At 62.0% G+C, this 15616-nt stretch carries 14 protein-coding genes; 7 read left to right on the top strand and 7 right to left on the bottom strand.

Features of this window, described 5'->3' with window-relative positions; all coding sequences use genetic code 11:
* Positions 1-4 precede the first annotated feature (4 nt).
* From nuoL to ACMU_RS10815, 6 genes are read left to right on the top strand one after another with little or no spacing between them, the layout of a single operon-like run.
* The gene (gene nuoL, locus ACMU_RS10840) at positions 5-2128 is read left to right on the top strand and encodes an NADH-quinone oxidoreductase subunit L (RefSeq protein WP_035259404.1); all 2124 of its coding nucleotides are present in this window, start codon (positions 5-7) and stop codon (positions 2126-2128) included.
* Positions 2128-3663 (top strand): NADH-quinone oxidoreductase subunit M, encoded by a 1536-nt coding sequence (locus ACMU_RS10835; RefSeq protein WP_035259403.1) that lies wholly within the window; start codon positions 2128-2130, stop codon positions 3661-3663. Before nuoL ends, ACMU_RS10835 begins: the two co-directional genes overlap by 1 nt.
* A gap of 10 nt (positions 3664-3673) precedes the next feature.
* The gene (nuoN, locus tag ACMU_RS10830) at positions 3674-5116 is read left to right on the top strand and encodes an NADH-quinone oxidoreductase subunit NuoN (protein WP_035259800.1); all 1443 of its coding nucleotides are present in this window, start codon (positions 3674-3676) and stop codon (positions 5114-5116) included.
* 1 nt (position 5117) lies between these two features.
* The gene (locus tag ACMU_RS10825) at positions 5118-5870 is read left to right on the top strand and encodes a biotin--[acetyl-CoA-carboxylase] ligase (RefSeq protein ID WP_035259401.1); all 753 of its coding nucleotides are present in this window, start codon (positions 5118-5120) and stop codon (positions 5868-5870) included.
* Between the two features lie 18 nt (positions 5871-5888).
* Entirely contained in the window at positions 5889-6668 is a 780-nt protein-coding gene (locus tag ACMU_RS10820) for a type III pantothenate kinase (RefSeq protein WP_035259400.1), read from the top strand.
* A complete protein-coding gene (locus tag ACMU_RS10815) occupies positions 6665-8338 on the top strand; it encodes a ribonuclease J (RefSeq protein WP_035259399.1) in 1674 nt (557 codons plus the stop codon). Before ACMU_RS10820 ends, ACMU_RS10815 begins: the two co-directional genes overlap by 4 nt.
* Before the next feature lie 71 nt (positions 8339-8409).
* Here ACMU_RS10815 and ACMU_RS10810 read toward each other — a convergent pair whose 3' ends face one another.
* The 7 genes from ACMU_RS10810 to ACMU_RS10780 all read right to left on the bottom strand — a co-directional run bounded on the left by ACMU_RS10810 (position 8410) and on the right by ACMU_RS10780 (position 14889).
* The gene (locus ACMU_RS10810; protein ID WP_035259798.1) at positions 8410-9786 is read right to left on the bottom strand and encodes a DEAD/DEAH box helicase; all 1377 of its coding nucleotides are present in this window, start codon (positions 9784-9786) and stop codon (positions 8410-8412) included.
* Between the two features lie 168 nt (positions 9787-9954).
* Positions 9955-10380 carry a hypothetical protein gene (locus ACMU_RS10805; protein WP_035259398.1) on the bottom strand — a complete coding sequence of 142 codons (426 nt, stop codon included), beginning with the start codon at positions 10378-10380 and terminating at the stop codon, positions 9955-9957.
* Positions 10361-10912, bottom strand: a complete 552-nt coding sequence (locus tag ACMU_RS10800; protein ID WP_035259396.1) for a copper chaperone PCu(A)C — start codon at positions 10910-10912, stop codon at positions 10361-10363. Before ACMU_RS10800 ends, ACMU_RS10805 begins: the two co-directional genes overlap by 20 nt.
* Complete coding sequence (locus ACMU_RS18805) at positions 10900-11493, bottom strand: exopolysaccharide biosynthesis protein (RefSeq protein ID WP_051588274.1); 594 nt, start codon at positions 11491-11493, stop codon at positions 10900-10902. Before ACMU_RS18805 ends, ACMU_RS10800 begins: the two co-directional genes overlap by 13 nt.
* Positions 11494-11549: 56 nt before the next feature.
* Positions 11550-13157: a peptide chain release factor 3 gene (locus tag ACMU_RS10790; protein ID WP_035259793.1), complete on the bottom strand. Its 1608-nt coding sequence runs from the start codon at positions 13155-13157 to the stop codon at positions 11550-11552.
* 65 nt (positions 13158-13222) lie between these two features.
* A complete protein-coding gene (locus ACMU_RS18800) occupies positions 13223-14347 on the bottom strand; it encodes a pentapeptide repeat-containing protein (protein WP_051588273.1) in 1125 nt (374 codons plus the stop codon).
* Between the two features lie 62 nt (positions 14348-14409).
* Entirely contained in the window at positions 14410-14889 is a 480-nt protein-coding gene (locus ACMU_RS10780) for a methyltransferase family protein (protein WP_035259394.1), read from the bottom strand.
* Positions 14890-14964: 75 nt separating this feature from the next.
* On the opposite strand from ACMU_RS10780, the gene ACMU_RS10775 reads away from it, so the two are divergent.
* The gene (locus tag ACMU_RS10775) at positions 14965-15588 is read left to right on the top strand and encodes a ParA family protein (protein WP_035259790.1); all 624 of its coding nucleotides are present in this window, start codon (positions 14965-14967) and stop codon (positions 15586-15588) included.
* Positions 15589-15616 lie beyond the last annotated feature (28 nt).

The raw sequence follows: 15616 nt of genomic DNA, 5'->3' as shown, positions 1-15616 counted from the left end.
CACAATGGTTTCGATCATCCTATTTGCCCCGCTTCTTGGCGCGATCATTGCCGGATTTGGCTGGCGTCTGATCGGCGAAACGGCCGCGCAATACCTGACCACCGGCATTCTGTTTCTTGCCGCGTTTCTTAGCTGGATCGTGTTTTTGGGCTTTGACGGCACCACGCAGCACATCCACATTCTGAACTTCATTCAGTCCGGCACGCTGGACACGGCCTGGGCGATCCGGCTGGACCGTCTGACTGCGATCATGCTGATCGTGGTGACTACGGTGTCGGCGCTGGTGCACATGTATTCGCTGGGCTACATGGCCCATGACGATGCCTGGAGCGAGGGTGAGCATTACAAGGCCCGCTTCTTTGCCTACCTGTCCTTCTTCACCTTCGCCATGCTGTCGCTGGTGACCGCCGACAATCTGGTTCAGATGTTCTTTGGCTGGGAGGGCGTGGGCGTCGCCTCGTACCTGCTGATCGGGTTCTACTACAAGAAACCCTCGGCCAACGCCGCCGCGATCAAGGCCTTTGTGGTCAACCGCGTGGGCGATTTTGGCTTTGCCTTGGGCATCTTCGGGCTGTTCTTCCTGACCGACAGCATTGATTTCGACGTGATCTTTGGCGCGGCACCGACGCTGGCCGAAACCTCGATCACCTTCCTGTGGACCGACTGGAACGCCGCGAACCTGCTGGCCTTCCTGCTGTTTGTCGGCGCGATGGGCAAATCGGCACAGTTCATCCTGCACACATGGCTGCCCGACGCGATGGAGGGTCCGACGCCCGTATCGGCCCTGATCCACGCCGCAACTATGGTGACCGCAGGCGTCTTCCTTGTCTGCCGCATGTCGCCGCTGTTTGAATTCGCCGATGGCACGCAGACCTTCATTGTCTATCTCGGCGCCATCACTGCGTTTTTTGCCGCGACCGTGGGTCTGGTGCAGAACGACATCAAGCGCGTGATCGCCTATTCGACCTGTTCGCAGCTGGGCTATATGTTCGTGGCCGCCGGTGTCGGCGTCTACTCGGTGGCGATGTTCCACCTGCTGACCCACGCCTTCTTCAAGGCCATGCTGTTCCTTGGCGCCGGTTCGGTCATCCATGGCATGCATCACGAACAAGACATGCGGAACTATGGCGGCCTGCGCAAAAAGATGCCCTATACGTTCTGGGCCATGATGATCGGCACGCTGGCCATCACCGGCGTTGGTGTGCCCGCCGTGATCTTCAAGCTGGGTGGTATCCCGCTGGGCTTTGCCGGCTTCATTTCCAAGGACGCGATTATCGAAAGCGCCTTTGCCGCCGGCACCACCGCATCGGGCTTTGCCTTCTGGATGCTGGTGATTGGCGCGATGTTCACCAGTTTCTACAGCTGGCGCCTGATGTTCCTGACCTTCTATGGCGAACCGCGCGGCGACAAGCACACCCATGACCACGCCCATGAAAGCCCCAAGGTGATGCTGGTACCGCTGGGCGTTTTGGCCATCGGCGCGATCTTCTCGGGCATGGTCTGGTACAAGCCGTTCTTTGGCGACGAGAAGAAGGTGGACACCTTCTTTGGCATCACCCAAAACGAAGAGGCCCATGCCAGCACCGCGTTCTCACTGATCAGCGCAGCCCACGCCGCAGGCGATGACAAGGCCAAGGACGACCACGGCGACGACCACGGCAAGGTACAGCAGCCGGGCGAAGGCGCCATCTTCATGGCCGAGGATAACCACGTGCTGCATGACGCGCATTATGTGCCGACCTGGGTTATTCTCAGCCCGTTCTTTGCGATGCTGATTGGTTTGGGCACTGCCTATCTGTTCTATGTCCGGAACCCGTCGCTGCCGCGGCGTCTGGCCGAGAACCAGGCGGTGCTGTACCGGTTCCTTCTGAACAAGTGGTATATCGACGAAATCTACGACTTCCTCTTCGTGAACCCTGCGAAATGGCTGGGTAACTTCCTTTGGAAGCGCGGCGATGGAAACGTCATTGACGGCTCGATCAACGGCGTGGCGATGGGTATCGTACCCTTCTTTACCCGCCTCGCTGGCCGGTTCCAGTCCGGTTACCTCTTCCACTATGCCTTTGTAATGGTGCTTGGGATTGTTGTCCTGATCACTTGGATGTCGATCGGCGGGGGGGCCGAATAATGGATAACGTTCTTTCCATCATCACGTTCCTCCCGGCATTTGCAGCCCTTGTGCTGCTGCTGGTTCCAAACACCGAAGAGGCACAGTCGCACGTCAAGCTTGGCGCCTTGGTGGCAACCATCGCGACCTTCGTGATTTCGCTGGCCGTATTGTTCCAGTTCGAACCGTCCAACACCGGCTTTCAGTTCGTGGAAGAGGGCGAATGGATCCTGGGCCTGAAATACAAGATGGGTGTCGACGGGATCTCGGTCCTGTTCGTGATGCTGACCACCTTCCTGATGCCGATCACCATCGGCGCATGTTGGAGCGTCACCCACCGCGTCAAGGAATACATGATTGCCTTCCTGCTGCTGGAAACGCTGATGCTGGGCGTGTTCTGCGCGCTGGATCTGGTGCTGTTCTACCTGTTCTTCGAAGGCGGCCTGATCCCGATGTTCCTGATAATCGGCATCTGGGGTGGTCAGAACCGCATCTATGCCGCGTTCAAGTTCTTCCTCTATACTTTCCTGGGCTCGGTCCTGATGCTGGTGGCCATGGTGGCGATGTATGTCGACGCAGGCACAACCGACATCGTGACCCTGCTGAACCACGAGTTCAGCGCCGGCCCGATCAGCCTGCTGGGCTGGCAGATCACGGGCGGGTTGCAGACGATCCTGTGGCTGGCCTTCTTCGCCTCGTTTGCGGTGAAAATGCCGATGTGGCCGGTGCATACCTGGCTGCCTGATGCACACGTGCAGGCGCCCACCGCGGGCTCGGTCGTTCTGGCGGCGATCCTGCTGAAAATGGGCGGCTACGGCTTCCTTCGGTTCAGCTTTCCGATGTTCCCCGTGGGCTCGGACATCCTTGGGCCGTTGGTTCTGTGGATGTCGGCCATCGCGATTGTTTACACCTCGCTTGTGGCGCTGGCGCAGACCGATATGAAAAAGCTGATCGCCTATTCCTCGGTGGCCCATATGGGCTATGTCACGGCGGGTATCTTTGCAGCCAACCAGCAGGGCATCGACGGCGCGATCTTCCAGATGATCAGCCACGGCTTTATCTCGGGCGCGCTGTTTTTGTGCGTCGGCGTCATCTATGACCGCATGCACACGCGCGAAATCGACGCCTATGGCGGGCTGGTGAACCGCATGCCGGCCTATGCGCTGATCTTCATGCTGTTCACCATGGCCAATGTCGGCCTGCCGGGCACCAGCGGCTTTGTCGGCGAATTCCTGACGCTGATGGGCATGTTCCAGGCCAACACCTGGGTGGCCATGATCGCCACCACGGGTGTGATCCTGTCGGCGGGCTATGCGCTGTGGCTCTATCGCCGCGTGGTGATGGGGGACCTGATCAAGGAAAGCCTGCGCACCATCACCGACATGACCCGGCGCGAACGTTTGCTGTTTGCACCGCTTGTCGTCATGACCCTGCTGCTGGGTGTCTATCCCAGCCTGGTGACCGATATTATCGGCCCCTCGGTCGAGGCGCTTGTATCGAACTATGAAACCGCCGTGGCGCATTCGGATGCCGCCACGCAGCTGGCTCAGCATTGAGGGGAAACCGATGACCTCTGCCGATTTCGTAACCGTCCTGCCCGAGGTTTTGCTGGCTGTCTATGCGATGGCGGCGCTGCTCTTTGGGGTCTACACGACCAAGGATAAGGTCGCGGGCACGCTGGTTGTGACAACCGCCGCCGTGCTGGTTGTGCTGGCCCTTTGGGTCGGCACAGCGGGCGAGGGGACAAGCGCGGCCTTTGGTGGCGCCTTCATCGCCGACGGGTTTGCCCGGTTTGCCAAGGTGATCATCCTGTTGTCGGGCGCGGGTGTCCTGCTGATGGGGCGCGACTATATGGAGCGTCACAACCTGCTGCGTTTTGAGTATCCGATCCTGATTTCGCTGGCGACCGTTGGCATGATGATGATGGTGTCGGCCGGTGACCTGATGGCGCTTTACATGGGGTTGGAGCTGCAATCGCTGTCTCTCTATGTTGTGGCCTCGCTGCGCCGCGACAGCGTGAAATCGACCGAAGCCGGACTGAAATATTTCGTGCTGGGGGCGCTCAGCTCGGGCCTGCTGCTTTATGGTGCCTCGCTGGTCTACGGCTATGCCGGCACCACGGTTTTCTCGGGCATCATCTCCACGATTGGCGAAGACGGCATGGCCACGGGTCTGCTGATCGGGCTTGTCTTCCTGATCACCGGCCTGGCCTTCAAAGTGTCGGCCGTGCCCTTCCACATGTGGACCCCGGATGTCTACGAGGGCTCGCCCACGCCGGTGACCGCCTTCTTTGCCACCGCGCCGAAAATGGCCGCCATGGCCCTGTTCGCCCGCGTGATGCTGGACGCCTTTGGCGCCGCACCGGGCGACTGGGGACAAATCGTGGCTCTGCTGGCGTTGCTGTCGATGTTCCTTGGCGCCATTGCCGCCATTGGACAGCAGAACATCAAGCGCCTGATGGCCTATTCGTCGATCGCGCATATGGGCTTTGCCCTGATGGGTCTGGCCGCCGGTACGGAAACCGGCGTTCAGGCCATGCTGATCTACATGGCGATCTACATCGCGATGAACCTGGGCACGTTTGCCTTCATCCTTGGGATGCAGCGCGACGGTCAGCCGGTCACCGACATCAGCGCGTTGAGCATGTACTCGGTCGAATATCCCGGCCGCGCGGCAGCCGTTGCTGCCCTGATGTTCAGCCTTGCGGGTGTGCCGCCCCTGCTGGGATTTGCCGGCAAGTTCGCGGTCCTGAATGCCGCGGTTGATGCGGGCTATGCGTGGCTGGCCATTGGCGGTGTGATTGCCTCGGTCATCGGCGCGTTCTACTACCTGCGCATCGTTTTCTACATGTATTTCGGCGACAAGCCGGATGTTGCACTGGACGGCACCATGACCCTGACGGGCCGGGTGTTCCTGACAGGTTCGGCGCTGGTGATGCTGGCCGGCATGGTGACCATGCTGGGCGTGGATGAACTGGCACTGGGCGCGGCACAGGCTCTTGTCAACTGAGATGGACTGGGCCGGGTGGCCCGATACCTATGACCGGGTGCTGCTGGACGAAGTCGACAGCACCATGGCCGAGGCCGCCCGTCGTGCACCCACGCTGACAACCCCCACATGGATACTGGCCCGCAGCCAGACCGCCGGGCGTGGCCGCCGTGGCCGCGCGTGGCGCAACCCGTGGGGCAATTTCGCCGCCACCCTGATCTATCGCCCCGACGGCCCGCCCGATCAGGTGGCGCTGCGGTCGTTCGTGGCAGCCCTCGCGCTTTACGATGCGCTGTCCAAGGTGGTACCACCCGCCAAACTGTCGCTGAAATGGCCCAATGACGTGCTTTTGGGCGGCGGCAAGGTGGCCGGTATCCTGCTGGAAAGCACCGGCGTGGCGGGGCAGGTCAACTGGCTCAGCATCGGGATTGGCATCAACCTGACGCAGGCGCCGTCGATGGCCGAGGTTGAACCCGGCGCCGTGCCGCCCGTGGCCGTGGCCGAGTTCACCACGGCCCGTCTGCGCCCCGAGGGGGTTCTGTTCGAACTGGCCGTGGCCTTCGACGCGCTGGAACGCAGCTTCGCCACCTATGGGTTCGAACCGATCCGCAACCGCTGGCTGGCCCATGCCGCCAAGCTGGGCGAGACCATCACCGCGCGCGTGGGCTCCGACAACATTGTCGGCGTGTTTGACACTGTCGACGCGGCGGGCAACCTTGTGTTGCGCACCCCGCGCGGCCCAAAGGCCATCGCGGCCGCCGAAGTGTTTTTCTGACCAAGGGAGGGGCAGGCCATGCTGCTCTGCATCGATTGCGGTAATACCAATACGGTTTTCTCGATCTGGGACGGGACCAGGTTCCTGTGCACCCTGCGCACGTCAACCGAACACCAACGCACCGCCGATCAGTATTTCACCTGGTATTCGACCCTGGTGCGCCATCACGGGATCGAGGCAGACATTTCAGACGTCATCATCTCGTCCACCGTGCCGCGCGTGGTCTTCAACCTGCGCGTCTTCACCGACCGCTATTTTGGCACGCGCCCCATCGTTGTGGGCCGGCCCAGCTGCCTTCTTCCGCAACCCCCGCGCGTGGACGAGGGCACGGCGGTGGGCCCCGACCGTCTGGTGAATGCCGCCGGGGCGTTTAACCGCCATGGCGGCGACCTGATCGTGGTGGATTTCGGCACCGCAACCACCTTTGACGTGGTCGCCGCCGATGGCGCCTATGTGGGCGGGGTGATTGCACCGGGGGTTAATCTCAGCCTCGAGGCGCTGCACTCGGCCGCCGCCGCGCTGCCCCATGTGGACGTGACCAAACCGCAGGCGGTCATTGGCACCAACACGGTGGCCTGTATGCAATCGGGCGTCTTTTGGGGCTATGTCGGGCTAGTGCGCGGCATTTGCGAGCGTATCCGCGGCGAATATGATAAACCGATGCAGATTATCGGCACCGGCGGGCTGGCCCCCCTTTTCGCGCAGGGGGAAATGCTGTTTGACAGCATCGAGGACGATCTGACAATGCATGGGCTGACCGTGATCCATGCGTATAACAAGGAAAATATGATCGCATGAGCGATACCCAACTGATGTACCTGCCGCTTGGCGGCGCCGGCGAGATCGGCATGAACGCCTATGTCTACGGCTATGGCCCCGCCGGCAAGGAACGCCTGATCCTGGTGGATGCGGGCGTGACCTTCCCCGATATGGACAGCACCCCGGGCGTGGACCTGATCTTTGCCGATCTGGCCTGGCTGGCCGAACGCGCCGACCGGCTGGAGGCGATCTTTATCACCCACGCGCACGAGGATCATATCGGCGCGCTGGCCATGGTTCTGCCGCAGCTTAAGGCGCCGGTCTATTGCCGCGCCTTCACCGGCAACATCGCCGCGCGCAAGCTTGATGAACGCGGACAAGACCCCGAGGCGGTCGAGATTGTGCCGCCATACCCGATGCAGGTGCAGGCCGGGCCGTTTCAGGTGTCGTTCCTGCCGGTCTCGCACTCGATCCCCGAAAGCTCGGGCCTGATCATCGACAGCCCCGCGGGCCGTCTGGTGCATACCGGCGATTTCAAGCTGGACGAAAACCCGGTGGTGGGCGAACCCTTTGACCCCGACCTTTGGGCCGAGATCGCCAAACCCGGCGTCAAGGCGCTGATCTGCGACAGCACCAACGTCTTCTCGCCCGCCGCAGGCCGGTCCGAAAGCACCGTGGCCCCGGCCATCCGCCAATTGATCGCCGCGCAGCCGGGCATGGTTGTGGCCACCACCTTTGCCTCGAATATCGCGCGGCTGAAAACACTGGCCGAGGCCGGGCGCGACGCGGGCCGGTCCATCGTCCTGCTGGGCCGCGCCATGCGCCGCATGGTCGAGGCCGGGGTGCAATCGGGCGTGTTGACCGATTTCCCGTCGACAGTCTCGCCAGAAGACGCCACCAGCATCCCGCGTGAAAACCTGATGCTGATCGTCACCGGCAGCCAGGGCGAGCGTCGCGCCGCCAGTGCCCAGCTGAGCCGCGGCAAATACCTGGGCCTGACGCTGGCCGAGGGGGACACGTTCCTGTTTTCCTCCAAAACCATTCCCGGCAATGAACGCGGCGTGATCTCGATCATCAACGCGCTGTCTGAAATGGGTGTCGACGTGGTTGAGGACAGCGCCGACCTCTACCACGTTTCCGGCCATGCCAACCGGCCCGACCTGAAGCGCGTGCACGACATCATCAACCCGCAGATGGTGGTGCCCATGCATGGCGAACACCGCCATCTGCGCGCCCATGCCAAGCTGGCCGAAGAGGGCGGTCGCGCCTCGATTGTGGCCACCAATGGCACGATGCTGGACCTGTCCGGCGACAAACCGGTTGTGGTAGATCATATCGAGGCCAGCCGCCGCTATCTGGACGGCGCGCTGACCATCGGCGCCTTTGACGGCATCGTGCGCGACCGCATTCGGATGGCGCTGAATGGGCTGGTGCTGATCTCGCTGATCATCGACGAAGACGACGAGCCGCTGGGCGAACCCTGGGTCGAACTGCGCGGTTTGGCCGAAACCGGCCTGTCGCGTGCCGGTCTGGTCGAGGTTCTGGAAGGGGAATTGATGCAAACCCTGAACCGCGCCAGCGACAAGACCCTTATGGATGACGACGCGCTGGAGGAAACCATCCGCCGCCGCACCCGCCAGGTGGCGCAGGATGAAATCGGCCGCAAACCCGAGGTGGCGGTGATCATCAGCCGGCTCAGCGCGGCGTGATCCTTACCACTCCATGAAAAAGCCGCGCCGAGGTCCCCTCGACGCGGCTTTTTTAATTGAATGTCAGGCGCTTACGCCGCGGTGCTTTTGAAGCTGCGGGTCAAAAAGGCCGGCACGTGATCGCCCATGCCCACCACGGGTTCGTCATTCTGATACCGGTCGCGCCCAGACTTGCGCCCACCGCGCGAGCGGCTCGATTTCGGTTTGTCCGAACTGCGCTCGGCCTTCTCGGACTTGGGCTTTTTGTCCTCATCCGCAGGCTTGGCCGATTTGGATGCCGGCTTTGACGGCGCCGTAAACTCAACCGGGCTTTCGATGCGCGGGATTTCCTTGTCGACCAGCTTTTCGATGGCGGCAAAGTTCTTTTCGTCGTAGGGCACGCAGATCATCATTGCCTTGCCCTCGCGCCCTGCGCGACCCGTGCGGCCAATACGGTGCACGTAATCCTCGGCATGGCTGGGCACGTCATAGTTGAACACGTGGCTCACATTCGGGATGTCCAGCCCGCGTGCAGCCACGTCCGAGGCGCACAAGAACCGGATCGACCCGTCCCGGAAGCCGTCCAGCGTGCGCATCCGGTGGCTTTGATCCAGGTCACCATGAATGGCTGCGGCGTTATAGCCGTGCTTGTTCAACGATTTGGCGACGATGTCGACCTCGGTCTTGCGGTTGCAAAAGATGATCGCGTTGGAGCAGGCCTCGCCTTCCTTGTCGATCAGCGCGCGCAGCAAATCGCGTTTTTCCTTGGCCTGCCGGTCTTTGCGGCTGGCCTTGAACATCACCACACCCTGTTCGATCGTCTCCGACGTCGTGGCGGCGCGGGCCACCTCGATCTTTTCGGGGTTCGATAGGAAGGTATTGGTGATCCGCTCGATCTCGGGCGCCATTGTGGCGCTGAAAAACAGGGTCTGCCGGGTAAACGGCGTCAGCTGGAAAATGCGTTCGATATCGGGGATGAAGCCCATGTCCAGCATCCGGTCAGCCTCGTCCACCACCATCACCTGAACGCCGGTCAACAGCAGCTTGCCGCGTTCAAAATGGTCCAGCAGACGGCCCGGCGTGGCGATCAGAACGTCAACGCCCTTGTTGATCAGCGCATCCTGTTCCTTGAAGCTGACCCCGCCGATCAGCAGCGCTTTGGTCAGGCGGGTGTTCTTGGCGTAGATGTCAAAGTTTTCGGCCACCTGCGCGGCCAGTTCGCGTGTCGGTGCCAAAACAAGGCTGCGCGGCATGCGGGCACGGGCGCGGCCCTTGGCCAACAGGGTGATCATCGGCAAGGTAAAGCTGGCGGTTTTGCCGGTGCCGGTCTGGGCGATACCCAGAACATCCCGGCCGATCAGCGCCGGCGGAATCGCCCCCGCCTGAATCGGGGTGGGCGTCTCGTATCCAGCGTCATCTACAGCGGCCAGAACCTTGGGGTCCAACCCCAAATCAGCGAATTTTGTCATGCATGCCTTTCGGGTTATGCGGCGTTTTTTATGCCGCATCTCCACGCGGCGAAGCCGGCCGAATTGCCGGGCTTTCTGATGTGGCGAGTTGTAGGGCACGGGGGCGCAAGGGTCAAGAAAACAGCCGGAAATGCCCGGTTTTACGCGAAATTTTGCAAAATTTGTGGGCTATTGGCCACGCAAAATGGACAGTGTTCGCGCGTCCAGCAGGCGCGCGGTTTGATACGTGCCCGGGTCATCCATCAGTTCCAGCCGCCCGGTCAGCGTCAAAAGGGTACCTTCCGCGATGTCCGGCAGCGGGTGGCGCATATGCACCTCCAGCATCACACCATAGCCCGACGCGCCGCAAAACGGACAGTCCGAGTCTTCGGGCAGCAACATGAATTGCTGCACGTAAGCTTCTGCCATGAATGGAGAATAAAAGCCCGTAATCTGGAAATCGTCGGCCCGTTCGCGCAGCGCTTCGGGGAACTCTTTGGCCACCAGCCAGTCACCATTTGTGTCCTGATACTCGGTGACCTGCACCTCGCGCAGCAAGTGCCAGCCCGGCGGCAGGTCCTGTGCCGCGGTGGTGTTAGTGGTTGTGACCAGCATGAGGATGCTGATCAGTGCCTGCTGCAAAAACCTCAACTTCGATCTCCACCTCGCCCAAAGGGTGCAGTGCCACATGAGCGTCCACATGCTGTCCGGCGGTCCAGTCGGCCGGGGCCTCTAGCATCAGGAACATTCCTTCAGGAGTCAAAGCGAATGCACCGCCGCCCCTGATCCGCATTTCCTTGATCGGCGCAATGTCTCCACCTGTGGCCGAGATGGGCATCGCCATCAGGACCAGTTCGCCCAGCCCCTCGATCTCGCCACCTTCCAGTGTCACCGACTGTTCGCCGGTGTTTTCGATCTCCATATAGATGCGCGCCTCGCCCTCGCGGGCCCAGGCGTGCAGGATGCGAATCCCCTCGGCTTCGGCAAGATGGTGGGCGTCGTCATCATGGTCTTCGCTGGCCAAAACCGGCGTGGCGGCAAGCATCAGGGCAATGGCAAAGGCGCGCATGGGAACCTCGGTGTCTGTTATGGTATTACATTCCAACACAGCATCCGGGCCAAGGCAACGATGCGTCAGGTCAGCCATCCCAAAAGCGTAACGATCAGGCCGATTTCCGCCAGGACAGCAACGTAACCCAACGCCACCAAAACCCCGTCCCGCGCCGTCAGGCCCAGGCCGAACAGCAACACGTGACCCGCCAGCGCGAAGGGCAGGCCGGGGATAAAACCAATAACGAACATCACCGCGCCGGTCGCCACAAGGATCAGACCCATGGCGCGAACAGACAGGGCGCCTTCGACCAATCCGGTTGCGCGGGTGGCCAGCAAGGGGCGCAACCGGTGCGCCCAGGGCCGCGCGCGGCGGGCCGACGCGCCCAGCAACCGCGATGACACGCTGCGCCGCGCCAGCCATTTCGGCACCCAGATCTGCGCCCGTGCCACGAACAGATGCACCCCGATCAGGCCCAACATCGCCGCCACCGCGCCCGGCACACCCGGGATCATACCCACCGGCAAGATCAGCAACCCCGCCGCCGCCACCATCAGCGGCCCGAAACTGCGCGGCCCCAGCGCGCGCAGCACCTGGCGCAACGACACCTCGCCCGGCGCTTCGGCCAGCGCCTCAAGCGTGTCCAGCAAACTGTCCAATTGGGTGGGTTCGGTCATGCCCGAACTATGGCGCAAAACCCGCCCGGAACAAGCCCGGGCAGGGGGGTGCGACGCTATACCTGCATCTCTTTTGTCGCGCTCAGCGTCAGGTCGGGATAGTCGCGCGCCACGCGGTCGATATCCCATTGCAGACGGGTCATATAGACGATGTCGCCGTCATTATCGTGGCTGATATGTTGCTTGTTGGCATTGACGAAGGCGTCCACCGCATCCTGCGGGCCGGTGACCCAGCGCGCCGAGGTAAACTGCGACGCCTCGAACCGAACCGGCAGGCCGTATTCCAGCTCGATCCGGCTGGCCAGCACCTCGAACTGCAATTGCCCAACCACGCCCACGATGAAGCCCGCACCCATCATCGGCTTAAACACCTTGGCGGCACCTTCCTCGGCGAACTGCATCAGCGCCTTGTCCAGATGCTTGGCCTTCAGCGGATCACCCGCCCGACAGGTCTGCAACAGCTCGGGGGCGAAGGACGGAATGCCGGTCACGCGCAACGCCTCGCCCTCAGTCAGCGTGTCGCCAATGCGCAGCTGCCCGTGGTTGGGGATGCCGATGATATCGCCGGCCCAGGCCTCTTCGGCCAGCTCGCGGTCGGATGCCAGAAACAGCACCGGGTTGGATATCGCCATCGGCTTTTTTGACCGCACATGCGTCAGTTTCATGCCGCGTTTGAAATGGCCCGAGGCCATGCGCACAAAGGCCACCCGGTCGCGGTGTTTTGGGTCCATATTGGCCTGCACCTTGAACACGAACCCGGCCACTTTCTTTTCCTCGGGCGCAATCTGGCGCGGCTCGGCCGCCTGCACCTGCGGCTGCGGGCCGAAATTGCCGATGCCCTTCATCAGTTCCTGCACGCCGAACGAGTTGATGGCCGAGCCGAACCAGATCGGCGTCATATGCCCCTCCAGCACCGATTGCGGGTCCAGCGCGGGCAACAGCTCGCGCGCCATCTCCACCTCTTCGCGCAGCTGCTCCAGCAGGTGTTCGGGGATGTGTTCGGCCAGCTTAGGATCGTCCAGCCCGTCGATCGACACGCTTTCAGCCACCACATTGCGGTCGGCACGGTCCATCAGCTCCAGCCGGTCGTTCAGCATGTCATAACAGCCCAGGAAATCGCGGCCCACACCGATGGGCCAGCTGGCCGGGGTCACGTCGATGGCCAGGTTCTGCTGGATCTCGTCGATAATGTCGAAGGTCTCGCGGCTTTCGCGGTCCATCTTGTTACAAAAGGTCAGGATCGGCAGATCGCGCAGCCGGCACACTTCGAACAGCTTCTGCGTCTGGCTCTCCACCCCCTTCGCACCGTCGATCACCATCACCGCCGCATCCACCGCCGTCAGCGTGCGATACGTATCTTCCGAGAAATCGCTGTGGCCCGGCGTGTCGACCAGATTGAACCGGAAATTGTCGAAATCAAACGACATGGCCGAGGCCGAGACCGAGATCCCCCGGTCCTTCTCCATCTGCATGAAGTCCGACCGCGTCCGCCGTGCCTCGCCCTTGGCGCGCACCTGTCCGGCCATCTGAATGGCGCCGCCATACAGCAGAAACTTTTCGGTCAGCGTCGTCTTACCCGCATCGGGGTGCGAGATAATGGCAAAGGTCCGCCGCCGCGCAATCTCGGGCGGCAGGTCAGGGCGATTTGAAGCGGTATCCAACATATCCGCGATATAGCCGGGCAGGGCCCCAAGCGAAAGCCCAAAGCCAGCGGCGGCACGCACCTATGTCAATTGTCCGGCGCGTCCGTGTCGAGCATCTCGATCACCTTGTCAGCCGCCTTGCCGCTTTTCATCTCGCCGGTGATCCACTTGCCGACCATTGCTCCGGCTCCAAAGCCCAGAGGGTTGAAGCCGGAAACCGCAGCACCCAGCGCGCCGAAACTCAAAATGATCCCACCAGGGACAGACGCTTTGCCCAATGCCTCGGCAGAGAAGAATTGTTGCAGTTCCGGCAAGGCCACCCCGGTAAAGCGATCAAACCACGAGGCGGCTTCTTCAGCTTGTTCCTCTGATGCTTCTTCGCCGGGTGCGGGGACCTGCTGCAACAAGGTTTCGAGGTTTGCGCTCAACTCGTCCAGAAACCCCAGCAAGCGGTCGCGGTGTTCGGGATGGTCAATGGCCAGTTGGTTGTCGCTATAAACCACAAAGCGGTAATCGGCAATTTGCTGTAGCAACGACGCCGACGTCAGCAGCAACACATCGCGATTAACCGCGAGTTTCTCGCGAACCACTCTCTTTACTGCGGTCTGTTCCGCCGTGTCCTCGGGCGCGGGGGCCGGTTCTTCGGTTGGCACTTCAGGCGGATCGGGCCAGTCGGGTGGATGGGTCAAACCCGGCGGCAGGATGGTGCCTTTGTCACCATCCATGACATCCACTTGGGGTTGAGTGAGATTCAATGTTGTAGAAAGATCCGTCCACACGAGCACGTGGCCACCGTTTCCTGCCGCGACCGCGTAAACGCGCCTTCGAACCTTTGCCCCCCTGAAGAACGCTCCCTCGAGGTTAGTGCGCATGAAGCCTGCCCCCCTGAGGTCCGCTTCAATGAGGTTCGCCCCCCAAAGTTTCGCCGCCCAGAGCCTCGCCTCCCTGAGGTCCGCCTCCCTGAGGTCCGCCTCCCCGAGGTTCGCCTCCCTGAGGTCCGCCTCTTTAAGGTCCGCTCCTCTGAGGTTCGCCTTCAGGAGGTCCGCGTTAGCCAGCGGGATGCGGCCGGAACTATCCAATTTTCCAGCGTCTTTGAACGCTTCGTAGATGTCGAATCCCGACAAATCCGGCTCGAATTCCTCAGCCTCTCGCCGCGCGTTCCACGCCTCGACCCCTTCCAGCAGCCATTCCAGATGTTGCCGATTACCCATATCACCATTCCCCGACCCGTTTCGCTCACCCTAGGGGTGTGGCCTGCCGGGGTAAACCGGGGTTACAGCCAGCGGCGGGTGCGGGTCAGATAGTCGTTGTAGGGTTGGCCGAATTTTGCGCTCAGATACGCCTCTTCACGCAGCACCACGCCCCAGTGCAGCACCGACCACAGGATCAGCCCCGCCGGGATGGCCCAGTCCAGCGAGAAGGTCAGCGCCAGCCCAAATTGCAGCGTCACCATGCCCAGATACATCGGGTTGCGGGTGAACCGGTAGGGGCCGGCCTCCACCAGGTTCAGCGCCGGTTGGCGGGGGTCCACGTTGGTCTCGCCCGCCTTGAACGCGCGCACCCCGCTGATGGCCAGCGCGAAGGCCGCCACCATCAGCGCCACCCCCAGGATCAGCATCCACGGCGTGAAGGCGGGGGGCAGAAAGCTGCGTGGCAGCGCGACCTCCAACGCCACCGCCACGCCCGGCGCAATGACCGAAGCCAGCGGCGGAAAGATCACGATATTGGGCGCATCCTTGGTGTTTTCGGTCATTTTCGCACAAATCCCTTGAGTAAGTTGCATATGTTTTGTATATACATTGCACATAACAATGTCGAAGAGGCCCGATTGAAACCCATCCTCATAGCTAATCGTAAAGGCGGCTGTGGCAAGACCACGGCGGCGATCACCATTGCAAGCGCGCTGGCCGATGGCGGCTGGAAGGTCGGGCTGGCCGATGCCGACCCGCAGAAATCCGCCTCGCGCTGGCTGAAACGGCGGCCCAAGGGCGTGGCCCGGATCACGCCGCTGGACTGGACCTCGCCCAAATCGCTGGGCGACGCGCCGAAGGGGCTGCAATACGTGGTGATCGACGCGCCCGGTTCGATCTATGACGAGGATGCGCAGCAGTTGGTGGCCGAGGCCAAGGCGGTGATCGCCCCGGTCCTGCCGTCGTTTTTCGACGAGGACGCGACCAAGCGGTTCATGAAGGACCTGCAAGAGATCAAGCGCATCCGCAAGGGCAAGGTTGGTCTGCAATTGCTGGCCAACCGTCTGCGGCCGCGGTCACGGTCCAGCGCGCGGCTGGATGCGTTTTTCAAGAAGCTGGGGCAAGAGCCTGTCGCGCGTATCAACGACCGCGCCGCCTATGGCGATCTGGCCGAAGAGGGGCTGGCCATCTTTGACAAACCCCAAAAGCTATACGCCCCGATGCGTGAGCAATGGGCGCCGCTTTTGCGCACCCTGACCTGATCGGGCTTGCCTGAGCGCGCCAATCCTG

This window comes from Actibacterium mucosum KCTC 23349 (assembly GCF_000647975.1).
Taxonomy (GTDB): domain Bacteria; phylum Pseudomonadota; class Alphaproteobacteria; order Rhodobacterales; family Rhodobacteraceae; genus Actibacterium; species Actibacterium mucosum.
The sequence above is the reverse complement of the archived record's forward strand: the minus strand, read 5'-3'. Positions and strand labels throughout refer to the sequence as shown.